25 protein-coding genes and 4 tRNA genes are annotated in these 21,571 nt (G+C 62.2%); 21 read left to right on the top strand and 8 right to left on the bottom strand.

Annotation, left to right across the window (positions count from 1 at the left end):
- Nucleotides 1-2: 2 nt before the first annotated feature.
- Both AC0NIH_RS22685 and AC0NIH_RS22680 read right to left on the bottom strand, forming a co-directional pair.
- On the bottom strand, nt 3-890 hold the full coding sequence (locus AC0NIH_RS22685; protein ID WP_473465701.1) for an ABC transporter permease: 888 nt from the start codon (nt 888-890) through the stop codon (nt 3-5).
- Between the two features lie 13 nt (nt 891-903).
- Nucleotides 904-1,995 (bottom strand): polyamine ABC transporter substrate-binding protein, encoded by a 1,092-nt coding sequence (locus AC0NIH_RS22680; RefSeq protein ID WP_473465698.1) that lies wholly within the window; start codon nt 1,993-1,995, stop codon nt 904-906.
- Nucleotides 1,996-2,085: 90 nt separating this feature from the next.
- Between AC0NIH_RS22680 and AC0NIH_RS22675 the strand changes: the two genes are divergently transcribed.
- The 3 genes from AC0NIH_RS22675 (at nt 2,086) to AC0NIH_RS22665 (ending at nt 4,707) form a co-directional block, all read left to right on the top strand.
- Complete coding sequence (locus tag AC0NIH_RS22675; RefSeq protein WP_473465694.1) at nt 2,086-2,700, top strand: TetR/AcrR family transcriptional regulator; 615 nt, start codon at nt 2,086-2,088, stop codon at nt 2,698-2,700.
- Between the two features lie 115 nt (nt 2,701-2,815).
- On the top strand, nt 2,816-3,385 hold the full coding sequence (locus tag AC0NIH_RS22670) for a DUF2569 domain-containing protein (RefSeq protein ID WP_473465691.1): 570 nt from the start codon (nt 2,816-2,818) through the stop codon (nt 3,383-3,385).
- Nucleotides 3,386-3,519: 134 nt separating this feature from the next.
- Nucleotides 3,520-4,707 (top strand): IS481 family transposase, encoded by a 1,188-nt coding sequence (locus tag AC0NIH_RS22665; protein WP_023764329.1) that lies wholly within the window; start codon nt 3,520-3,522, stop codon nt 4,705-4,707.
- 37 nt (nt 4,708-4,744) lie between these two features.
- On the opposite strand, the gene AC0NIH_RS22660 is transcribed toward AC0NIH_RS22665, so the two are convergent.
- Nucleotides 4,745-4,820: transfer RNA gene (locus AC0NIH_RS22660), tRNA-Thr, on the bottom strand.
- Nucleotides 4,821-4,978: 158 nt separating this feature from the next.
- Here AC0NIH_RS22660 and AC0NIH_RS22655 point away from each other — a divergent pair.
- The 3 genes from AC0NIH_RS22655 (at nt 4,979) to AC0NIH_RS22645 (ending at nt 6,063) form a co-directional block, all read left to right on the top strand.
- Nucleotides 4,979-5,146 (top strand): hypothetical protein, encoded by a 168-nt coding sequence (locus tag AC0NIH_RS22655; RefSeq protein WP_473469700.1) that lies wholly within the window; start codon nt 4,979-4,981, stop codon nt 5,144-5,146.
- Nucleotides 5,147-5,342: 196 nt separating this feature from the next.
- Complete coding sequence (locus tag AC0NIH_RS22650) at nt 5,343-5,534, top strand: hypothetical protein (RefSeq protein ID WP_473469702.1); 192 nt, start codon at nt 5,343-5,345, stop codon at nt 5,532-5,534.
- Between the two features lie 223 nt (nt 5,535-5,757).
- Nucleotides 5,758-6,063, top strand: coding sequence for a BA14K family protein (locus AC0NIH_RS22645; RefSeq protein WP_473469704.1), 306 nt, complete (start codon nt 5,758-5,760; stop codon nt 6,061-6,063).
- 68 nt (nt 6,064-6,131) lie between these two features.
- Here the strand turns inward: AC0NIH_RS22645 and AC0NIH_RS22640 are convergent, their stop codons facing one another.
- Nucleotides 6,132-6,527, bottom strand: a complete 396-nt coding sequence (locus AC0NIH_RS22640; protein WP_473469705.1) for a hypothetical protein — start codon at nt 6,525-6,527, stop codon at nt 6,132-6,134.
- A 164-nt stretch (nt 6,528-6,691) separates the two neighbouring features.
- Between AC0NIH_RS22640 and AC0NIH_RS22635 the strand changes: the two genes are divergently transcribed.
- A complete protein-coding gene (locus AC0NIH_RS22635) occupies nt 6,692-7,051 on the top strand; it encodes a hypothetical protein (protein WP_473469707.1) in 360 nt (119 codons plus the stop codon).
- On the opposite strand, the gene bhcR is transcribed toward AC0NIH_RS22635, so the two are convergent.
- Nucleotides 7,052-7,873, bottom strand: a complete 822-nt coding sequence (gene bhcR / locus AC0NIH_RS22630) for an HTH-type transcriptional regulator BhcR (protein ID WP_473469709.1) — start codon at nt 7,871-7,873, stop codon at nt 7,052-7,054.
- A 213-nt stretch (nt 7,874-8,086) separates the two neighbouring features.
- Here bhcR and gcl point away from each other — a divergent pair, with 213 nt between their 5' ends.
- From gcl to AC0NIH_RS22615, 3 genes are all read left to right on the top strand, one after another.
- A complete protein-coding gene (gcl, locus tag AC0NIH_RS22625; protein ID WP_473469711.1) occupies nt 8,087-9,868 on the top strand; it encodes a glyoxylate carboligase in 1,782 nt (593 codons plus the stop codon).
- 10 nt (nt 9,869-9,878) lie between these two features.
- On the top strand, nt 9,879-10,676 hold the full coding sequence (gene otnI, locus AC0NIH_RS22620) for a 2-oxo-tetronate isomerase (RefSeq protein ID WP_473469713.1): 798 nt from the start codon (nt 9,879-9,881) through the stop codon (nt 10,674-10,676).
- A gap of 218 nt (nt 10,677-10,894) precedes the next feature.
- Complete coding sequence (locus tag AC0NIH_RS22615) at nt 10,895-11,776, top strand: 2-hydroxy-3-oxopropionate reductase (RefSeq protein ID WP_473469715.1); 882 nt, start codon at nt 10,895-10,897, stop codon at nt 11,774-11,776.
- Nucleotides 11,777-11,909: 133 nt separating this feature from the next.
- Here AC0NIH_RS22615 and AC0NIH_RS22610 read toward each other — a convergent pair whose 3' ends face one another.
- Nucleotides 11,910-12,755: a TrmH family RNA methyltransferase gene (locus AC0NIH_RS22610; protein ID WP_473464399.1), complete on the bottom strand. Its 846-nt coding sequence runs from the start codon at nt 12,753-12,755 to the stop codon at nt 11,910-11,912.
- Between the two features lie 200 nt (nt 12,756-12,955).
- Between AC0NIH_RS22610 and AC0NIH_RS22605 the strand changes: the two genes are divergently transcribed.
- Nucleotides 12,956-13,040 (top strand) — tRNA-Tyr (locus tag AC0NIH_RS22605).
- A gap of 91 nt (nt 13,041-13,131) precedes the next feature.
- Nucleotides 13,132-13,205: transfer RNA gene (locus AC0NIH_RS22600), tRNA-Gly, on the top strand.
- Nucleotides 13,206-13,335: 130 nt separating this feature from the next.
- Here AC0NIH_RS22600 and AC0NIH_RS22595 read toward each other — a convergent pair.
- A complete protein-coding gene (locus AC0NIH_RS22595; RefSeq protein ID WP_473464402.1) occupies nt 13,336-13,800 on the bottom strand; it encodes a YidB family protein in 465 nt (154 codons plus the stop codon).
- A gap of 128 nt (nt 13,801-13,928) precedes the next feature.
- Between AC0NIH_RS22595 and AC0NIH_RS22590 the strand changes: the two genes are divergently transcribed.
- Nucleotides 13,929-14,186 (top strand): GlsB/YeaQ/YmgE family stress response membrane protein, encoded by a 258-nt coding sequence (locus tag AC0NIH_RS22590; RefSeq protein WP_473464405.1) that lies wholly within the window; start codon nt 13,929-13,931, stop codon nt 14,184-14,186.
- A gap of 87 nt (nt 14,187-14,273) precedes the next feature.
- Here the strand turns inward: AC0NIH_RS22590 and AC0NIH_RS22585 are convergent, their stop codons facing one another.
- A complete protein-coding gene (locus AC0NIH_RS22585; RefSeq protein ID WP_473464407.1) occupies nt 14,274-15,161 on the bottom strand; it encodes a DMT family transporter in 888 nt (295 codons plus the stop codon).
- 289 nt (nt 15,162-15,450) lie between these two features.
- Here AC0NIH_RS22585 and tuf point away from each other — a divergent pair, with 289 nt between their 5' ends.
- The 8 genes from tuf (at nt 15,451) to AC0NIH_RS22545 (ending at nt 21,237) form a co-directional block, all read left to right on the top strand.
- On the top strand, nt 15,451-16,626 hold the full coding sequence (tuf, locus tag AC0NIH_RS22580; protein ID WP_013895701.1) for an elongation factor Tu: 1,176 nt from the start codon (nt 15,451-15,453) through the stop codon (nt 16,624-16,626).
- 163 nt (nt 16,627-16,789) lie between these two features.
- The gene (locus AC0NIH_RS22575; RefSeq protein WP_473464410.1) at nt 16,790-18,433 is read left to right on the top strand and encodes a COG3904 family protein; all 1,644 of its coding nucleotides are present in this window, start codon (nt 16,790-16,792) and stop codon (nt 18,431-18,433) included.
- Between the two features lie 89 nt (nt 18,434-18,522).
- Nucleotides 18,523-19,008, top strand: a complete 486-nt coding sequence (locus tag AC0NIH_RS22570) for a group II truncated hemoglobin (RefSeq protein ID WP_473464412.1) — start codon at nt 18,523-18,525, stop codon at nt 19,006-19,008.
- Nucleotides 19,009-19,039: 31 nt separating this feature from the next.
- A complete protein-coding gene (locus tag AC0NIH_RS22565; protein WP_473464414.1) occupies nt 19,040-19,594 on the top strand; it encodes a putative glycolipid-binding domain-containing protein in 555 nt (184 codons plus the stop codon).
- Nucleotides 19,595-19,679: 85 nt separating this feature from the next.
- Nucleotides 19,680-19,755 (top strand) — tRNA-Trp (locus tag AC0NIH_RS22560).
- 98 nt (nt 19,756-19,853) lie between these two features.
- Nucleotides 19,854-20,441 (top strand): cation efflux transmembrane domain-containing protein, encoded by a 588-nt coding sequence (locus AC0NIH_RS22555; RefSeq protein ID WP_473464416.1) that lies wholly within the window; start codon nt 19,854-19,856, stop codon nt 20,439-20,441.
- 95 nt (nt 20,442-20,536) lie between these two features.
- Nucleotides 20,537-20,920 carry a type II toxin-antitoxin system RelE/ParE family toxin gene (locus AC0NIH_RS22550; RefSeq protein ID WP_473464419.1) on the top strand — a complete coding sequence of 128 codons (384 nt, stop codon included), beginning with the start codon at nt 20,537-20,539 and terminating at the stop codon, nt 20,918-20,920.
- Nucleotides 20,917-21,237, top strand: a complete 321-nt coding sequence (locus tag AC0NIH_RS22545) for a helix-turn-helix domain-containing protein (RefSeq protein ID WP_224690386.1) — start codon at nt 20,917-20,919, stop codon at nt 21,235-21,237. Before AC0NIH_RS22550 ends, AC0NIH_RS22545 begins: the two co-directional genes overlap by 4 nt.
- Nucleotides 21,238-21,571: the final 334 nt, after the last annotated feature.

The raw sequence follows: 21,571 nt of genomic DNA, 5'->3' as shown, positions 1-21,571 counted from the left end.
GGTCAGGCCCGCTCGATCTTCAGCCAACGCGCGCAGGCGAGGTAGGCGACGGTGACGACCGCCATCAGGATGATCGACAGCGCCGAGGCGAGCGGGAAGTCGCCGCGCCGGCCGATCTGCATCATCACCAGCTGCGGCATCAGAAGCTCGTTGTTGCCGCCGAGGATCTGCGGCGTGATGTAGTCGCCGATGCACAGCACGAAGGTGAGGAAGGCGCCGACCATGATGCCGGGCAGCGTCAGCGGCAGGACGACGTGCAGGAAGGTGCGCACCGGCCCGGCGCCGAGATCTGCCGCGGCCTTGCGGTAGCTCGGGCTGAGCTGCTTCAGATTGGCGAAGATGGTCAGCGTCAACAGCATGACGAAGAAATGTACGAAGCCGGTGACCGTGGCTAGCCGAGTGTTGGCGAGCTGCAGCGGCTCGGTGATGAGGCCGGAGCCGGTCAGCGCGCGGTTGATGACGCCGTTTTGCGCCAGCACCAGCAGCCAGGAATAGGAGCGCACGACATAGGAGGTCCAGAACGGCAGCACGGCCAGCATCAGCGCCAGCCGCTGCCAGCGTTCCGGCACCTGTTCGGCCAAAATCCAGGCGAAGGGGTAGGCGAGCAGCACCGAGACCACGGTGACGATCGCCGTCACCTCGAGCGAGTTCACCATGGCCTGCCAGTAGGACGGGTCGGTGAAGAACTGGCTGTAATTGGCGCGCGTGAAGCCGCCGCCCTCATGTGCCGTGAGGCTGGAAATCCCCATGGCGATGAAGGGCAGCACGAAGAACAGCAGCGTCCAGCCAAGAGCCGGCGTGACCAGCGCCCAGGGCAGGGCCAGGTTTGCTCGGGGCAGGGCATTGCCCGCCCGGGGCAGGGCGCGCCCGTTTTTTGCAGTCGAATTCACGAGCGGTATCCGCTCACTTCGCCTGCAGCATTTCAGTCCACATATCCTGCATCTTCTTGTCGAGATCGGCGTTCGGCGCCGGATAGGCCTGGGCGCGGGCAAGAAAGCCGGGCTGCTCGTCGAAGCGCAGGATTTTCTTCTGGTCGTCGGTCAGTGCCGCCTTGGAGTTGGAGGGCATGCCCCAATAGCAGGACGAGGTGGCAAGCCGCGCCTGGCCTTCCGGGCTCATGATGTACTGGATGAACTTCAGCGCCATGTCCTTGTTCCTGGAATCCTTGAACATGGCCAGCGACTGCGACCACAGCACCGCACCTTCTTTCGGGATGGAGAAGTCGAGCGCCGGGTTTTCCTTGGCTAGCCCCGCCGTCACCCATTCGCCGCCGCCGACCAGTATGTCGACCTCGCCGGTCGCGAGCGCCGTCTGGCTGGCGGTGACCTCGCCGACCAGCTTGGCGTTGGCCTTCATCTTGAGAAGCTCGGCCTTGATGGCGGGGAGGTCGGCCTCGGTCAGCTCCGCCGTCTTCTTGCCGATGGCGAGTGCCGCCATGCCGATGACCGGCAGGTAATAATCATAGATGGCGACCTTGCCCTTGTACTTGTCGCTGGTCAGCGCCGCCAATGACTGCATGTCGGCCGGGTCGACCTTGGTCTTGTTGAAGCCGATCGTGTTGTAGCCGAACTTTTCGGTGATGCCGTAGCGCTTGCCGCCGACCACGGTCGAGCCGTCCATCTTCACCTGCGGGAACAGGTCGGCCAGCGGCAGCTTGTCTTCCGGCAGTGGCTCGAACAGGCCCTTTTCGACGCCGCGCGGCACATCGATACTGTCGATCACCATCACGTCCCAGTCACCGGGCTGCGACTGTTCGACGATGGCGAGGCCGGCGCCGGTGCCCTCGAATTCCTTGACGTTGACCTTGACGTTGTTGGCCTCCTCGAAGGGCTGCAGCAGCGCCGGATCGGAATGATCGCACCAGATCAGGGCGTTGAGATCGGCGGCCTCGGCGAGACTGCCGGCGCCAAGCAGCAGCGCTGTGGCAGCGCAGGCGGCGCGCAGTTGGTTCTTCAGGACGGAAAGCGGATTCATGGCTTTTGACTGTGCGGACATCGAGTGTTCTCCCTGCCTTCGTGGCTTCTTGCAAAAAATTGAACCAGTTTTAAAATTGAGTCAATTCTATTTTTGTGGCAAGAGGCTGATATGAGCGGATTGCGGGCAAGGCAAAAGGCGGATCGGCACAGGCGCATCATCGAGGCGGCGGCCGCCCTTTTCCGCGACGCCGGCTATGAGGGCGCCAAGATCGAGGCAATCGCCACCCAGGCCGAGGTGTCGGTCGGCACCATCTACAATTACTATGAGAATAAGGGCGACATCCTCGGCGCCATCGTCTCGCTCGAGGTCAATGAGGTGCTCAACGCCGGCCGCGGCGTGGTCGCAAGGCCGCCGGCCAATGTCGGCGACGCGCTGGACACGCTGATCGGCATCTATATCGAGCACTCGCTGCATTACCTCAGCAAGGAGATGTGGCGGCAGGCGATGGCGATCTCGACGCAACTGCCCGACAGTCCGTTCGGCCAGGCCTATACGGCGCTGGACCGCTCGCTGACAGAGCAGATCCGCGCGCTGATTGCGCGGCTGCAGGAGATTGGGCTGGTGCGGCAGGACATCGACGGGGCAGCGCTCGGCGAACTGATCTTCAACAACATGAACATGATGTTCATCGAGTTCGTGAAGCGCGACGAGGCCAGGATTCCGGAGCTGCGCGCGACGATACGGAGGCAGAACCGGATATTGGTGTCGGCGATCGGGGTGTGAGCGAGTCAGGAGCAGGCAGGAGAAACCGTCGCTTCGTCGTTCCGCATCAGTTTCACGTCTTGAGTTGAGGTTGAAATCTGATACAACTTAGGAGGGCATAAAAAGGGGGAGTGAAATGGGGACGTTTTCCATCTGGCATTGGGCGATTGTACTGCTGTTGATCGGCGTACCTGTTTTCTTCGCTGTTCGGTCAGCTGCGAAGCCGTCACAGAATCCTGAGCCACTTGTGGGATTCGGCGGCTGGCTGATGCTGCTGGCGATCGGTCAGGCGTTGTCACCACTGCGCACACTCGCCGATTTGGCCAACTCGGCCGACGGCTACCAGCAACTCATGACCCTCTCAAATGGGCCACTAGCGGTCTATGGCGAGGTTACACTCAATCTGGCCTTTCTGGCTCTTCAGTTGGTTGTGCTCGTTTCAATGCTGCGGAAAAGCCGCCGGTTCCCGCAATTGTTTCTGCTCCAGTGGCTTGCGATCCCTGTCGTTTTTGTCCTGGACACGATCTGGATTTCTTCATTTCTGGGCATTCCGGTGAGCCAGGTGCTCGCAGGTGATGCGCTGGTGACGCCGATAGCCTCCTTTGTGGGGACCGGCATCTGGGTCGCCTATGTCTGCAGGTCCGTCAGGGTGAGGAACACGTTCACCAGGACGAATGCATCTGAGCAAGTCGCCAGCGCCTCATAGAATATCGGCGCTGCGATCGCCCTTGGAAGGCTTTCGGTTCTCGACGATCGTACAGATTGCCCTTCCCGAGAGATGGGTGACAGTTCATTCCGGATAGATGGGTTACACTTTCGGCCCTTTGCAAGGAGAGCAAGGTGCCTTGGAAGGAGTGTAACGTCATGGAAGAGCGGCTGAAGTTCGTCGCCCGGTTGCTGGACGGCGAGAAGATGGCGGTGCTTTGCCGGGAGTTCGATATCTCGCGCAAGACCGGCTACAAGATCCTCACGCGCTACAATGACAGCGGCCTTGAAGGGCTGACGGATCGATCGCGCCGGCCCTATCGCCACGCCAATCAGCTTCCGTTTCAAATCGAGAAGCTGATTGTGCGCCTGAAGCAAGATAAGCCGACATGGGGGGCGCCGAAGATACGCGAGCGGCTGGCCCGGCTGTATCCCGATGTGCACCGGCCCGCGATCTCGACAGTGCATGCGGTGCTCGACCGGCACGGCATGGTCGAGCACCGCAAGCGAAGGCGCAACAGGGCGACGGGGACACCGCTTTCAAACGGCTATCGACCCAACGATCTTTGGTGTGCCGACTACAAGGGCGAGTTCATGCTCGCCGACCGACGTTATTGCTATCCCCTGACCATCACCGACTTCGCCAGCCGCTATCTCATCGCCTGCGAGGCGCTGTCGACCACCAAGGAAGCCTTTGCCTTCACCGTGTTCGAAAGCGTTTTCAAAGAGTTCGGCCTGCCCAGCGCGATCAGGACCGACAATGGCGTTCCCTTCGCCAGCCCCAACGCGCTGTTCAACCTCAGCAAGCTGTCGGTCTGGTGGCTGCGCCTGGGCATCGACATCGAGCGCATCAAGCCGGGCTGCCCGCAGCAGAACGGGCGCCATGAACGCATGCACCTCACCCTGAAGAGGGAAGCCACCAAACCGGCAGGCGCCAATTTCCTTCAGCAGCAGGCCAGGTTCGATGACTTCATCGACGAGTTCAACTCAGAACGCCCGCATCAGGCACTCGGCATGGACTGTCCGGCAGAGCGCTACACGCCCTCAACGCGCCCCTACACCGGCCTGCCGGACCTCGACTATCCGTTTCACGACAAGGCTGTCACCGTCACCACCTGCGGCCGCATCTGCTACAATCGCAAGAAGATCAATCTCAGTCTCGTCTTCGCCGGCCAGACCGTCGGCATCAAACAGGTCGAGGACCATATCTGGCTGGCTACCTTCATGGACTATGATTTGGGATATTTCGACGATGAGACATGCAGGCTCGAACCACTCCAAAACCCTTTCGGGCCAAAAGTGTTACCCATGTCTCCGGTATAAACCGTAACCTATGTGTCCGGAACGGACCGATGAGAACTGGTGCCCCCGGACGGAATCGAACCGCCGACCTTCGGTTTACAAAACCGCTGCTCTACCAGCTGAGCTACAAGGGCATGGCGCTCCGGTTAGCATATTTGTTGCGCCAGTAAAGACAAAACTCCGTTCTCGTTCGCCCCAGCGGTGGATGAGGGCTCAAAGGCGGGATCCTGAAAATCGCCGGATTGCTTCCTAAATATCGGCAAGGTGCAACCGCTTCGGACTGGAGTGTCGCATGATCAGGCTCATCATCATTCTCCCCATCGTCGTCATCGCCTGGATGCTGCTGGTGAAGCTCATCAGCGATGTGAAGAAGGCCAATGTCGACTGGACCGGCGTAACCACGATCATCGGTTTCATCGCGCTCGCCTTCTGGCTTCGCCATGTCACGGGCATGGGGTGAGCGAAGAGAGTGAGTAGGCAATAGTCAGTAGTCGGTAGTCGGTAGTGAGCCGTGCGGCTCGCTTCCACTACTCACTACTCACTTCTCCGGGCCTCGCCGAAAAAAATCCTCGCCCCTTCGAACCTTTTCCCGTGCTGCGCCGACTGATGTTCGGAGGCGAATGGGTCGCCTCGATCAAAAGATCCAGGAGATCATCATGTTCAAGCGCACTCTCACTTCGGGCCTCATCGCCATCTTCGTCGCCACCGGCGCGCTCGCCGGCACTGTCGGCACGTCGTCTGCCCATGGCATGCACGGCCATCATCATCACCACCACTTCAAGAAATTCTGGTGGAAGCACTACAATCATCATCACCACAGGCACGGCAGGGTGATCATTTTCCTTTGATGGAGGGGACCCAATTCCTCAAAAGGGCGGTTTCGGCCGCCCTTTTTGCGTTGAGCGCGGCAGCCACCGGCATTCGCGACACCCGGATTCCAGCTATGCGCGGTGGACGTCATTTCCCCAGTTGCAAAAAAACGAAAAAAGATTCGAACCTTTCTTCTTGCCGCAACGACAGATGATCAAGAGGCGGATGGATCGCCTCGGTCAACGAAGCAAGGAGATCATCATGTTCAAGCGCACACTCGTTTCCGGCCTCATCGCCACCACTGTCGCCGCCACCGCATTGGTTGGCACCGTCCAGCCTTCGGCAGCTCACAGCCATCACCACGGCCTTGGCATCGGCATCGCCGCCGGCGTCGGCGGCTTCGTCCTCGGCAGCCTGCTCGCCCAGCAGCCGCCGCGTACCGTCTATGTCGACGAAGATGGCGGTTCCTGGCACGTCCGTCGCTGTTTCGATCGCTATTCGAGCTACGATCCGGAGTCCGACACCTACATCGGCCGCGACGGCTATAGCCATTACTGCCGGCTCTGAGCGGAAGCCAACCAACGACGTAAAGAGGGGTTGCGGGCAGCCCCTCTCTTCGTTTGAAGGTCGCGGGTCTAGAGCTTCGCGCTAGCCTCGAGAACCGGCAAACCGGCCGCGCGGCAGAGGCCCTGAACTCGAAGCCGGGAATCCGCCGACCCATCGCTCATCGCGACGAGTTCGAAGCTGCTTCCGGCATCGGGGTAGATCTTGGCGACAAACGCTTTGTCATCGCCGTAAGCCCGGGATGAGGTCCTGTTGCTGACGGTGCCGCAGGCCACGATTTCATGGCGGCCGCCCGACGTCCGCTCGCCGGCCAGCATCGTCCCGAACTTGGCGGAGGCCGGATCCGGCAGATGCTGGCGAATGCCGCCCGTAATGATCTCCTCCAGCGCGAGCGAGATCGGGATTGGCGAGACCGGATTGGGATTGGCGCGTTGATCGCCGGCATCGGGTCGAGGTGCCGCCGCCACGCATCCGCAAAGTGAAGCGACAAGCAAAAGCTGGATCGTTTTCCTCATCCGCGCCCTTTCGCATGCATTCGAACGCCACGGCAAGGCGGTCCCATGCAGCGAGCGCTATACAGCGATATTCGGAGCGTCTAGTCTCTTGCAATGGCCAATTGGGGGAGGGTGGCTTGGACGAGCAGGACCTGGAAGAAGACCTGATCGAGACGGTTTTCCGCAATGGCACCGTCACCACGGTCGGCATCCTGCTGGCATTTTCGCTGGGTTTCATCACCCATTGGGCCGCCAACCCGATTCCCTGGCAAACCTACCATCTGGTCGCCGTCCTGCCGATCCTGGCCGGTATCGCCTTGCAGATGCGGGCGCTGTCGCTGCTGCTCGACACAAAGTCGCTGCAGCGGCGCGTCTATGAACGCGCCAACCGCATCTTCATCGCCGGCCTCGTCTTCACTGCCTGCGGTGTCGGCATGGCGATCCTGCTCGATTTCTTCGATATCGCGACCAGGAGCGCGTTGCCCGGGGCGGGCTGATCAGCCCGCTTGCACGCCGCCGATCATCCTTGTCACTTCGGCTGCGGCATTGCGCACCATCGGCCCGATCTCGGCCAGCCGCTCAGGCGTCACCCGCACCGTCGGCCCTGAGACGGAGACACCGCCGATCGGTTCGCCGAACTCGTTGAAGATAGCGGCCGCCACGCAGCGCATGCCGGGGTGCCGTTCCTCGTCGTCGACCGACCAGCCGCGCAGCTTGATGACAGCCAGATCATGCGCAAGCACCGGGATTTCCGAAAGCGTCTTGTCGGTGAAGCGTTGCAGGCCGGCCTTGCGCAAAATGGTGCCGACGCGTTCCGGTTCGAGATGCGCCAGCACCGCCTTGCCGATGCCGGAGGCATGGAAGGGGCTGCGCGTCCCCGGGCGGAAGAAGGCGCGGATCGCCTGGTGCGTCTCGACCTGGCTGACGAACACCACGCAATCGTCCTCGGCGACGCCGAGATTGGCGGTCTCGCCGGTCTTTTCCATCAGCTCCTGCATGACGATACGGGCACGGTCGACGAGCTTGCGGCGGCGCAGGAATGCCGCGCCCATGCGGTAGGTCTCGACGCCGATCGACCACAACTGGTCGCTGGTGTCGAACTCGACCATGCCGTGGTTCTGCAGCGTCGTCAGCATGCGGTAGGCGGTGGAGGCGGCAAGACCGCTTTGCGCGGATATCTCGCTCAGCGACAGGCCGCTGCCTTCGGCGACAATGCCCAGGATGCGCAATGCCCGGTCGAGCGACTGCACCGAATTGGCTTCGGATGGCCCGTTGAAGGCGCGCGGCCGGCCGCGCTGGCGTTTTTCGGTCGTGTCCATGGGCGCCATTCTCCGCCGTTCCGCCAAACATGCAATGAAAAAGTTTTTCACTCATCTAGGCGGCAGAATTCCTGGAAAACGGAAAATCCAACAAAATCAAAAAAAAGCCGCTGTTTTCTAGAAATGAAAAAATATTCTGGAAAAATTGAAAAATAGCCGGCTTGCTGACATTCTCGGCCATCCAACAATGACAACCCTGAGGAGGGCCGGAAAATGGCCAGGATGCGCGCTGTCGATGCCGCGGTTCTCGTTCTCGAAAAGGAAGGCATGGCCTGCGCCTTCGGCGTGCCGGGCGCGGCGATCAATCCGCTCTATTCGGCGCTGAAGGCGAGGGGCACCATCCGCCACGTGCTGGCCCGCCACGTCGAGGGCGCTTCGCATATGGCCGAAGGCTATACGCGCGCCAAATCCGGCAATATCGGGCTTTGCATCGGCACGTCGGGTCCGGCGGGCACCGACATGATCACCGGTCTCTATTCGGCCGCCGCCGATTCCATTCCAATCCTGTGCATCACGGGCCAGGCGCCGCGCGCACGGCTGAACAAGGAAGATTTCCAGGCCGTCGACATATCAGCCATCGCGGCGCCCGTCGCCAAATGGGCGGTCACCGTGATGGAGCCCTATCTCGTCCCCATGGCGCTGCAGAAGGCATTTCACCTGATGCGGTCGTCGCGCCCGGGTCCAGTGCTGATCGACCTGCCGGTCGACGTCCAGCTGGCCGAAATCGAGTTCGATATCGACGCCTACGAGCCGATGACGCCGTTCAAGCCGGCGATGACGCGGGCCCAGGCCGAAAAGGCGTTGACGATGCTCAATGCGGCCGAAAAGCCGCTGATCGTCGCCGGCGGCGGCATCATCAATGCCGACGCGTCCGATCTGCTGATCGAGTTCGCTGAAATATCGGGCGTGCCGGTCATCCCGACGCTGATGGGCTGGGGCGCGATCCCCGACGACCACCGGCTGATGGCTGGCATGTGCGGACTGCAGACCTCGCACCGCTACGGCAATGCGACGATGCTGGAAGCCGATTTCGTCTTCGGCATCGGCAACCGCTGGGCCAACCGCCATACCGGGTCGGTTGACGTCTACACGAAGGGGAAGAAATTCATCCATGTCGACATCGAGCCCACGCAGATCGGCCGTGTCTTCGCGCCCGATCTCGGCGTCGTCTCGGATGCGGGCGCGGCGCTGAAGATGCTGCTCGACGTAGCCACCGAGTGGAAGACGGCGGGAAAGCTGCGCGACTGGTCGGGCTGGGCGAAGGAATGCCAGGCCCGCAAGAAGACGATGAAGCGCAAGACGCATTTCGACCAGGTGCCGCTGAAGCCGCAACGTGTCTATGAGGAGATGAACAAGGCGTTCGGCCGCGACGTCACCTACGTCACCACGATCGGCCTGTCGCAGATCGCCGGCGCGCAATTCCTGCATGTCTACAAGCCGCGCAACTGGATCAATTGCGGCCAGGCCGGCCCGCTGGGCTGGACCTTGCCGGCAGCCCTTGGCGTGCGTGCCGCAGATCCGGACCGCACCATTGTGGCGCTGTCGGGCGATTATGATTTCCAGTTCATGATCGAGGAACTGGCGGTCGGCGCGCAGCACAAGCTGCCCTATATCCACGTCGTCGTGAACAACGCCTATCTCGGCCTGATCCGCCAGGCGCAGCGCGGTTTCTCGATGGATTACGAGGTCAGCCTGGCCTTCGAGAACATCAACCGTTCAGATGATCCCGAGGCCGGCTATGGCGTGGACCATGTCGCGGTCGCCGAGGCGATGGGCTGCAAGGCGGTCAGGGTGCGCAAGCCGGAAGAATTCGCCGGCGCCTTCAAGCAGGCGCAGCGGCTGATGAAGGAACATCAGGTGCCGGTCGTGCTCGAATTCATTCTCGAACGCGTCACCAACATCTCCATGGGCACCGAGATCGACAAGATCACCGAATTCGAAGACCTTGCCGAGCACCAGGAAGATGCGCCGACCGCGATCGTGATGCTGGATTAGGAGAAAAAGAATGCCGCGTTTTTCAGCCAATCTTTCGATGCTCTTTGGTGAGCACGATTTCCTGGACCGCTTCGATGCCGCCGCCCGCGCCGGCTTCAAAGGCGTCGAATATATCGGTCCTTACGATCATGCGCCCGAGGTGGTGGCCGCGAGGCTGAAGAAGAACGGCCTGTCACAGGTGCTGTTCAACCTGCCGGCCGGCGACTGGGGAGGGGGCGAGCGCGGCATTGCGGTGCTGCCGGACCGCGTGCCGGAATTCCGCCAGGGCATCGCCAAGGCGATCACCTATGCGCAGGCGCTCGGTTGCCCGCAGGTCAATTGCCTGGCCGGCATCGCGCCCGTCGGCGCCGATCGCAAGGTGCTCGAGGATGTTTTCGCCGAAAACCTCGCCTTCGCGGCGGAGAAGCTGGAGCAAGCCGGCATCAGGCTGCTGATCGAGCCGATCAACACCCGCGACATTCCAGGCTTCTTCCTCAACCACTCGGGTCAGGCGCTCGATCTCATCGACCGTATCGGCTCGAAAAACCTGTTCCTGCAATACGACATCTATCACATGCAGATCATGGAGGGGGATCTCGCCCGTAAAATCGAGGCTAACCGCGACCGCATCGCGCATATCCAGCTTGCGGACAATCCCGGCCGTCACGAGCCGGGGACGGGCGAGATCAACTATCCCTTCCTCTATGACCACATCGACCGCATCGGCTATTCCGGCTGGATCGGGGCGGAATACAAGCCGAAGGCCGGCACGGAAGCCGGGCTGGGCTGGTTCCGGGACCTGACAGGGCAAGGCAGCGCGGCGGCTTAGCTGTTGCAATTGCAGTCGCGATCCTTCGCGCCCCCCTCTGGCCTGCCGGCCATCTCCCCCACAAGGGGGGAGATCGAATGTCATCTCGGCTTTCGCCAATCTCCAACTTTGCAGGATGAGCGAGGCGCCGAAAGAGCCAATCTCCCCACCTGTGGGGGAGATGGCCGGCAGGCCAGAGGGGGCGCGACAGAACGCTGCCTTCACAAAGGAGAACCACAATGGAAACCATAGGCTTCATCGGCCTCGGCATCATGGGCGCGCCGATGGCGGGGCATCTGCTGGACGCGGGGTTTCATGTCATCGCCAGCGACCACCGCTCCAAGCCGCCGGCGGATCTCGTCACCAAGGGCCTGGAAACCGTGACCGGCCATGCAGCCGTGGCCAAGGCGGCCGACATCGTCATCCTGATGGTGCCCGACACGCCGCAGGTGGCCGAAGTGCTGTTCGGCGACAACGGCGTCGCCTCCGGCCTGACCAAGGGCAAGCTGGTCATCGACATGAGTTCGATCTCGCCGATCGAGACCAAGACCTTCGCCCAGAAGATCAATGCGCTCGGTTGCGACTATCTCGACGCGCCGGTCTCGGGTGGCGAGGTCGGCGCCAAGGCGGCGTCGCTCACCATCATGGTCGGCGGCGAGGAACAGCCGTTCGAGCGCGCAAAACCCATCTTCGAGAAGATGGGCAAGAACATCACTTTGGTTGGTCCGAACGGCGTCGGCCAGACCACCAAGGTGGCCAATCAGATCGTCGTCGCGCTGACCATTGAAGCTGTTGCCGAAGCGCTTGTTTTTGCTTCGAAAGCCGGCGCCGATCCGGCCAAGGTCAGGCAGGCGCTGATGGGTGGGCTGGCGGCCTCGCGTATCCTTGAAGTGCATGGCGAGCGCATGGTCAAGCGCAGCTTCGCGCCTGGCTTCCGCATCGAATTGCACCAGAAGGACCTCAACCTGGCGCTGGAAGGCGCCAAGGCGCTTGGCGTGTCGCTGCCCAACACCTCGACCACGCAGCAGCTGTTCAACTCCTGCGCGGCCAATGGCGGCGCGAAGGAGGATCACTCGGCCCTGGTCAGGGCGCTGGAACGGATGGCGGGGCATGAGGTGTAGGGGCAGTAGGGCAGTAGGGCAGTAGGGCAGTAGGGCAGTAGGGCAGTAGGGCAGTAGGGCAGTAGGGCAGTAGGGCAGTAGGGCAGTAGGGCAGTAGGGCACCCCGTCTGGGCCGCTTCGGAAACCTACTGCCCTACTGCCCTAAAAACTTTCTCGCCGCATAAAGGCTCACGGCCGCGGCATTCGACACGTTGAGCGAACGGATGGCGCCGGGCATGTCGAGCCGGGCCAGCGTCGTCACCGTCTCGCGCGTCTTCTGGCGCAGGCCCTTGCCTTCGGCGCCGAGCACCAGCGCGACCCTGTCCCCGGCAAAGCTCGTCTCTAGTTCCGCCGGCCCATCCGAATCGAGCCCTATGGTCTGGAAGCCGGCCTCGTGCAGTTGCCCGAGCGCGTCGGCGAGGTTCTTGACCTCGATCTGGTCGATATGCTCCAGCGCGCCGGAGGCGGATTTCGCCAGCACGCCCGATTCCTGCGGGCTGTGGCGCGCCGTGGTGATCAGCGCGCCGGCGCCGAAGGCGACCGCCGAGCGCAGGATGGCGCCGACATTGTGCGGGTCGGTGATCTGATCGAGCACCAGCACCAGTTTCGTGTCGCCCAGCGCGTCGAGGCGCTTGGGCTTCAGCGGCTCCGCCTCGATCAGCACGCCCTGATGCACGGCGTCCGAGCCGGTGATCTTGTCAATGTCCCTGGGCTCGACCAGTTCGGCCGTGAACGGCAGGGCGGCGAGATCGGCTATTTCAAGACGCTCGGCCGCATTGCGCGTCACCAGCATTTTCTTGATCCGGCGCCGCGGGTTGTCGAGCGCCGCCCGCACCGTGTGCAGGCCATAGAGCCGCACCAGGCCATCGCCTGCGTTTTCGCCCGGGGGTACAGGCTGGCGTGGCTTGAATGCCGGCGCGCCGCCGCTCTTCTCGTCGCGAAAGGCGCGGCGCAGCTTGGCGTAATGGGTGTCTTTCGGAGTGTTGGTCTTGTTGCTCATGGTCGGCTTCTATAGCCGTCTGCCGCGGCCAGGGATATGGCCCGTCGCCGCAGTCGGCGAACAAGTTCGAAAAAGCCCGGCTGCGCGGTTGACACCCACTGGCCTTGCCGCCATAAGGCGCTTCGCTGATTTCGGAGAAGACATCTATCTCGGGTCCGGATCGGCAAGAATGCCTCGTTGCATGGCTCCGGCGGCAGACTGGAGAGGTGCCCGAGTGGTTAAAGGGGACGGACTGTAAATCCGTTGGCTTAGCCTACGTTGGTTCGAATCCAACCCTCTCCACCACTGCCGGCCCGGAAGCCCTGAAACGCGAAGAGCATCGGAGTAGAAAAGCGCATGGCGCTTTTCGGTTGAATCCGGTACTTCAGTGCAAGGCGCGGGTATAGCTCAGTGGTAGAGCAGCAGCCTTCCAAGCTGAATATGCGGGTTCGATTCCCGCTACCCGCTCCAGATCTCCATTCCCGCTACCCGCTCCAGATCTCCATCGCCCGGATTTCCATCGCCCAGAATTCCATCGCAACCACCTGTAAGCCGGGACACTGCGCAATGCGCGCAGCACTCCGATTGTCTCCGCGCCGCGTCAGCTGTTGAACGCGGACGCCACCTGGTGCTGCTGCGGCACCTGGCCGTTCGGCGTCAGCTTGTCGACGATGCCGGGCAGGGCCGTGGACAGTTGCTTGAGCAGTTCCTGCTCGTCCATGCCGGTCCGTTGCGCGATCTCGCGGATAATTTGGGGTCCAATCGCGTTGCCGAGATCATTGGCGTTGATCGACTGGTTCTGCCCGGTGCCGACCCAGGAGTCGGCGGTGTTGCCGTGACCGGCATCCCTGAGCTTGTCGAGAAGGCCGCCGAGGCCACCGAGCAGGCCGCCGTCACTGGCGGTGGCTTCGGTCGGTACGGGGGCGGGCGGAGCGGCAGCTTCGGGTTGATCCGGCTGTTCGGCACTTCTGCCGCTCAGCATCTTTCCGACCAGCAACGCGCCAAGCGCGATCATCAGCGGTTTGGTGATGTTGCCGCCGGGAACGGCGTTGTCAAAAAGTCCCATAGTGGATCCTCCATCTCAACCAAGCCCAGCCCATTGCACAATGGCGCATTCGGGCGGAATTTCAAGTTGGCTTGAGCTTTCGACAATCATATGAAAATGTCGCGCTGGCGAGGGATGGAGAGGAAAAAATGGGTATCATCAGCTGGATCATTCTCGGCGCCATCGCCGGCTTCCTGGGCAGCAAGATCGTCAACAAGACCGGCCAGGGCCCGATCATGGATATCGTGCTCGGCATCGTCGGCGCTATCGTCGGCGGCGTGATCTGCAGCCAGATCTTTGGCGTGGGTGTCACCGGTCTCAACATCTCCAGCCTGATCGTCGCCGTGGTCGGCGCCGTGGTCGTGCTGTGGGCCTACCACCAGTTCAGCGGACGCAGGACGCTTTAGCCGGAACGCACGCCTTTTTTGCTTGCCGGTGACCGGCTCGTTTCGGGGCCGGTGACCGGCGTCCTAGCGTCATAAAGCGAGCAATGGCTAGGCGACCACGGCCAGCCGGCGCTTGCGTTGGTCCAGCGACACGATGGTCAGCCCGCTGCCCACCACCAGCAGGATGCCGCAGACGGCCAGCACGTTGGGGAATTGTCCGAACACCAGCAGTCCCGAAATGACGGCCCAGACGGTGAAGCAATAATAGAACGGCGCCACCGCGCTGGTCGGCCCGACTCGATAGGCCATGAAGATGAAGAAATGGCCGAAGATCAGGAAAAACCCGGCGCCGGCCATCAGCAGCAGATGACGTGCCTCGGGCATCACCCAGCGCTCGGAAACCAGATGCGCGGCGCCGGCGCCGATCAGCACCACCACGACGGCGGAGATCGCCACGATTATCCCCGGCACCTCGGCCGAGACCCGCCGGCCGGCAAGGTCGCGCGCCGCCGCCAGCGCCGCATTGCCGAGCGCCAGCAGCGCATAGACCGAAATGCCTTGCATCGTCGGCTGCGCCACCATCAGCGCGCCAATGAAGCCGAGCCCGATCAGCGCCATGCGCTGGCCGCCGATGCGCTCGCCAAACAGGATCGACGAGCCGACCAGCATCAGGAGCGGCGTTATCTGTCCGAGCGCGGTGGAATCCGCGATCTGCATGTTGGCGAGCGCCACGACATAACAGAGGATCGCCGCCATCTCGAGCACGTTCCTGCCCAGCACGCGCCTGTCGAAGATCAGCGGGATCTGTTTGCCGTAACCAAGCGCGAACAGCAGCGGAAACCCCCACAACGCCGCCGCGACACCGCGCAGGAACAGCACCTCGTAGGACGGCAGCCCGGCGGTCGCGAGTTTCATCATCGTATCGTTGACGAGATACGACCCGGTCGAGATGATCATGAACAGCGGGCCGCGAACGGTCGTCGGAAGGAAATGCATCGGGTCAGGAGATCAGAGCTCGACGACGACCGCAATGGGCCATCGACGGGCCGTGAAGCGGACACGGATTGGCAGGCAAGGCCGCCGCGGCGGCCCGATCGATCCGGCTTTCACCCATTTCATTCCGTCCAGGGCCTACCTATATCAGCGCCACATCCCCGCAATCGGATCCCAGGTTCGGACTGAGTGACGGCACCCGGCCAAAAGACGCTTGTGTTTTTTGGCCTTTGTCGCTAATCGCCCCGCATTCGACTGAACTGAAGGTCAAGGCCGTCCAAGGAAAGAGACTATGGCAAAAGGTAAATTCGAGCGCACTAAGCCTCATGTGAACATCGGCACGATCGGCCACGTCGATCATGGCAAGACGTCGCTGACGGCGGCGATCACGAAGTATTTTGGCGAATACAAGCGCTATGACCAGATCGATGCGGCGCCCGAAGAGAAGGCGCGCGGCATCACGATCTCGACGGCGCACGTCGAATACGAGACGGCCAACCGCCACTACGCCCACGTCGACTGCCCCGGCCACGCCGACTATGTGAAGAACATGATCACCGGTGCCGCGCAGATGGACGGCGCGATCCTGGTGGTGTCGGCCGCCGACGGCCCGATGCCGCAGACCCGCGAGCACATCCTCTTGGCCCGTCAGGTCGGCGTGCCGTCGATCGTGGTGTTCCTGAACAAGGTCGATCAGGTCGACGACGCCGAGCTGCTCGAACTGGTCGAGCTCGAGGTTCGCGAGCTTCTGTCGAAGAACGAGTTCCCCGGCGACGACATTCCGATCGTCAAGGGTTCGGCTTTGGCTGCGCTTGAGGATTCGAACAAGACCATCGGCGAGGACGCGATCCGCGAGCTGATGGCTCAGGTCGACGCCTACATCCCGACCCCGGTTCGTCCGCTCGACAAGCCGTTCCTGATGCCGATCGAGGACGTGTTCTCGATTTCGGGCCGTGGCACGGTGGTGACCGGCCGCGTCGAGCGCGGCGTGGTCAAGGTCGGCGAGGAGCTGGAAATCATCGGCATCCGCCCGACGACCAAGACGACCTGCACGGGCGTCGAAATGTTCCGCAAGCTGCTCGACCAGGGCCAGGCTGGCGACAACATCGGCGCGCTCTTGCGCGGCGTTGACCGTGAAGGTGTCGAGCGTGGTCAGGTTCTGGCCAAGCCGGGCACGGTGAAGCCGCACAAGAAGTTCGTGGCCGAAGCCTACATCCTGACCAAGGACGAAGGTGGCCGTCACACGCCGTTCTTCACCAACTACCGTCCGCAGTTCTACTTCCGCACCACGGACGTGACCGGCATCGTGTCGCTGCCGGAAGGCACCGAGATGGTGATGCCTGGCGACAACATCACGGTCGATGTCGAGCTGATCGTGCCGATCGCCATGGAAGAGAAGCTGCGCTTCGCCATCCGTGAAGGCGGCCGCACCGTCGGTGCCGGCATCGTCGTCACCATCAAAGAATAATCGAGGCCGGTTTTCGCCGGTTCGACAGGAAAGGGCGGTCTTCGGGCCGCCCTTTTTGTTTCCATCATGGCCGCGTGAGAGGCGCATTTGCCGGCCGCTGAAAGCTGTTGCAAGCGCCATCGCCGCAACTAGTATGGGTTGCACCGAGGGAGCTTGGCCAAGAGTGGTTCCAGGGCGTCGTTTCGATGGGCAGGCATGGTGGTTGCGGGCGCTGGTCCGCCTCGTGCTGGTGCTTGCCGTGGCACTGCCTGTCTGTGCGGCCCGGGCCGAGGAGGAGCAGCCGGACATCCCGCCGATGCGGTTCGCCGTCGTGCGCAGCAGCGCGCCGGGCTGCGAGCCCAACTGTCCGGAATGGATATCGGCGGAAGGCACCATCGAGGCTGGCACGCCGGCCTTGTTCAAGCGCGCACTCAAGACGCTCGCCGGCCGGCAACTGCCGGTCGTCGTCAATTCCCCCGGCGGCAATGTCGAAGCGGCGCTGGCGCTTGGCCGGCTGATCCGCAAGAACAAGCTCGATGCCGCCGTCGGCACGACCGTCTTCACCGGCTGCGAGCCGCGGATGAAAAACTGCACGGACAAGGATAAGGACGGTGACGGTAAGGCAGCCGGCTATTTCGGCATGGCCTATGACAGCGGCGCCATGTGCAATTCGGCCTGTCCGCTGATGTTTTCCGGCGGTGTCCGCCGCGTGGCCGGCGATTTCGCCTATCTCGGTGTCCACCAGATCACAACCACCTTCCAGCGGACGAAGCTGGTCTACCGGACCACCTACCGGATCGTGAACGGCAAGAAGAAGATCATCAGCACCAGGATCGTCAGCCGAAAGAACGCCGGCAGCTACAAGACCTACGAAATGAGCAAGGGGGTCGAGAAACGCCTTGCCGCCTATTTGAAGGAAATGGGCGTCGACCAGGGCGTGCTCGAGACGATGAAGCAGACGCAGGCCAGCGACATCCGGCAGATTGCCCTCGATGCCATGCTGCGCATGAAGCTCGTCACCAGCCTGGACAGCGTCGATGTCATGACCGGGGGGACCGCCTGCAGGCTGGAGCAGCCTCAGGCGAACTGCCGGCAGGTACCGGCAGGCAAGGACACCGCCGGCGTCCCGACCGCCGGGGCCAGGCCTGCCCTGCCTCAGGAAGCGGATATGCGCTTCGTGCTTGTTCGCGGCAGCAATCCGCTGTGCAATCCCGACTGCCCGGAATGGATCTCCGCCGAAGGCTCGATCACCGCACAGACGCCGGAAAAGCTGCGCCAGGCGCTCGATGCCGCCGGTGGGCGGCGGCTGCCGATCGTGATCAGCTCGCGAGGCGGCGATGTCGACGGCGCTCTCGCCGTCGGCAGGATGATCCGGGAGCACAAGCTCGATGTCGTCGTCGCCCGCACGGATTTCGTCGACTGCGGTCCCTCCCTGGACTGCCTGGCCAGGGAGGGCGCCCACACCGGGCTGACCATCGATACGGATGGCGAATGCGCCTCAGTCTGTCCGATCGTGGTCGCCGGCGGCATCAAGCGCCTGATTGGGCCGGATGCGGGCCTCAGCGTGCAGGCGCTCGGACAGGAGGAGAAGGTCAAGGCGTATCTTGAGGAGATGGCGATCGGGCCTGGCCTGTTCGAGGCCATGCAGCGTTCATCGGGCCAAACGCAACTCGATCGAGACACGGCGCTGAGGCTCGGGCTGGCGACAGGGCGTCAGTCCGCCGACGAACTGACAGGTGCCACCATATGCAGAGCGGCAGCGAAACCGGACAATTGCAGGGTTATGCCGTCAGCCAATGCCGAAGCCGAGACGCCGGCGAAACTGTAGTCGCGCAGGCTGGCTGGCCATCGGGGCAGGTTGAGCAGAGCGAGGGCTTTCCGCTATCGTTCTCGGGCAGTCAGGACAGGTGAACTCTGATGCGCAAGGACGTCCCGACACTATACGAATGGGCCGGCGGCAGCGAGGCGCTGAACCGGCTGACGCAGACCTTCTATGACAAGGTGGCGCAGGACCCGACCGTCGGGCCGGTGTTCAAGACCATGTCAACTGACCATCCCGCTCATGTCGCTGCCTTCATCGGCGAGGTTTTCGGCGGGCCGAAAACCTACAGCGAACAGCATGGTGGGCACCGCGAAATGGTCATGCATCACCTGGGCAAGCATCTGACGGAGGAACAGCGCCGCCGCTGGATCGACCTCCTGGCCGACGCCGCCGATGCCGTCGGCCTGCCCGACGATCCCGAATTCCGTTCGGCCTTCATGGGCTATGTCGAGTGGGGATCGCGGCTGGCCAAGATGAATTCCAATCTCGGCGAGACCTGCGACCCGGAAACCGAACCGATGCCTGCCTGGGGCTGGGGTGTGCCTGGCGGACCCTACACACCGCCTGATGCCAAATCATGACCGGCAGAGCCTGCTGAGAGCTTGTGGAGCAATGACTGCCGAGGAATTCAAGATCGTGCGCTGGCGCGAGTGGGAAGGCCCCGGCCTCGAACATCTTGTGCTGCGCGAGCGGGCCGGCGAGGTGTTGGCCGATTCCGTTGTCATTTGCTCCGGCCAAACGCCTTTCGCCGTCCGCTATCGCATAGGCTGCGACGCGAACTGGCGCGCCAGGAGCGTCACGGTCGATATGATCGGCAGCGAACGGACGCTGGTTCTTGCCTCTGACGGCGACGGCCACTGGACCCGGGACGGCATGCCCGTGCCGGAGCTCGACGGCGTCTTCGATCCGGACCTCACCGTCACGCCGTTCACCAACACGCTGCCGATCCGGCGCTTGCGGCTTTCCACCGGGCAAAGTGCCGAGATCACCACCGCTTTCGTCGATTTCCCCGTGCTCACGGTGGTGAGCAACCCGCAGCGCTACTCATGTCTCGAAGAGGGCAGGCGGTATCTTTATGAATCGCGCGCCAGCGACTTCAAGCGGGAACTTGAGATCGACGATGACGGGCTGGTCGTCAGCTATCCCGATTTCTGGCAAAGGGGATGAAGGCGCGTTTGCCTGCAAACCGCTCTTTACAGACAGCGCGGAAGCTTTTAGGAAGCCCCTGCTGCTGCGCCGAGGCGCACACGATACGGGCATAGCTCAGTTGGTAGAGCGGCGGTCTCCAAAACCGCAGGTCGTAGGTTCGAGCCCTGCTGCCCGTGCCATTTTCCAAAATGGCCATCCGAACGATATTTGCTGCTGGACTTGGAAAATCGGCGAACCGCTGGTGGCCGGACATGCTAAATCGTGAGAAGGTTTGGACATGGAAGCCCGTAGCGCGCTCCGCCGTATCGTCCTGCTCGTCGTACTTCTGAACCTGAGCTATTTTGGCATTGAGTTCGCCGTGGCGGTCGCTATCGGATCGGTGTCGTTGTTCGCCGACAGCATCGACTTTCTAGAAGATGCCTCGGTCAACCTGCTCATTCTGCTTGCGCTGGGCTGGTCGATGCGCGCCCGCTCGCGGGTCGGCATGGCGCTGGCGCTTATCCTGCTTGTGCCCGGTTTGGCGACCCTTTGGACGGCGTGGGAAAAATTCAACGCGCCGGTACCGCCGCAAGCCTTGGCCCTGACGCTGACGGGTCTGGGTGCACTCGCGGTCAATCTTTGCTGCGCCTACATGCTCGCCGCCTACCGGCACCACGGCGGCAGCCTGACGCGCGCGGCGTTCCTGTCGGCACGCAATGACGCATTCGCCAACATTGCCATTATTGCTGCCGGGCTGATGACGGCTTTCGTATGGCGATCGGCGTGGCCAGATTTGCTGGTGGGTTTGGGGATTGCGGCCTTGAATGCCGACGCCGCCCGCGAAGTGTGGGAAGCTGCGCGTGAAGAGCGCCGGGCTGCCGCCTGATTGCCGCTGTGACAACAATTTGGCCCCGTTATTTTCCAGGGGTTAAGGGGGTGTCAGGATTTTCTTTGAGAAAACTATAGTCTATGTGCTATAAGGTGGGCGCGAATGAAAAACCAAAAACCCGCGGTATGGATGGGATCGTCGAAGGACGACCTGCGCGAGTTTCCGGTCGATGTTCGCCGTTGATGGGGGTCGCAATCAACGACGCCCAGAATGGTGAAGAGCACCGGGCTGTCAAAGCCCTAAAAGGTTTTGGGGGTCGCAGCATCCTTGAGGTGGTCGACGACTTCGACGGGGACACTTACCGGGCCGTCTACACCGTGCGCTTCGCTGGGGTGATCTACGTCCTTCATTGCTTCCAGAAGAAGTCGAAGAAGGGCAGGGAGACGCCCAAGCACGAGATCGATCTCGTGACAGCGCGATTGAAGGCAGCCGAGGCGCACCACCGCGAAAACCATGGGAAAGGAACAAAGTCATGACTGAAGACATCACCGCCGAAATTAGCAGCGGCAACGTGTTTGCGGACCTCGGCTTTGACAATCCCGAAGAGGAATTGCTCAAGGCCAAGCTGGCCCGCGAGATCCGCGCCATTATCAAGCGCCGGCGCCTAACCCAGGCGAAGTCGGCCGAATTGCTCGGGATGAAACAGCCGGACGTTTCAGCGATCGTCACCGGGCGCACCGGGAAGTTCTCGATCGACAGGCTGGTTCGCTGTCTGGACCGGCTCGACTACAAGGTCGACGTGGTGGTTCGCCATAAGCCTCGACGGTCAACTCGAGCGGCTGAAGCCGCTTGACCAGACAGCGCCCCGGCGTCGGCTCTCTAAGCCAGTATCTAAAGCAGAACAAATAATCGTCGCCCGGCGCCCGACCTAGCTCAGAGGGCCACCACTTGCCGGTTCATCATCCGGTTTCGGGGATGGGTGTGTGTGTGTGTGTGCGACTCCCACCACTTGGCTCGTTGTGGTTGCCTTTCTTCAATCGTGGCGATTTTCGCTGCTACCGACGGAAAGGAATAACCCGATGAAAAAAACAACGGCGCTTAAAGTCCAAGCATATTCAACACTCAAACGTTTAGCGTCCGGCCCAATTAAAGCTATCCTGGCAATCGCTACGACCACAGTGGTGGAT

The sequence above is a fragment of the Mesorhizobium sp. WSM1386 genome, assembly GCF_055901595.1.
The sequence above is the reverse complement of the archived record's forward strand: the minus strand, read 5'-3'. Positions and strand labels throughout refer to the sequence as shown.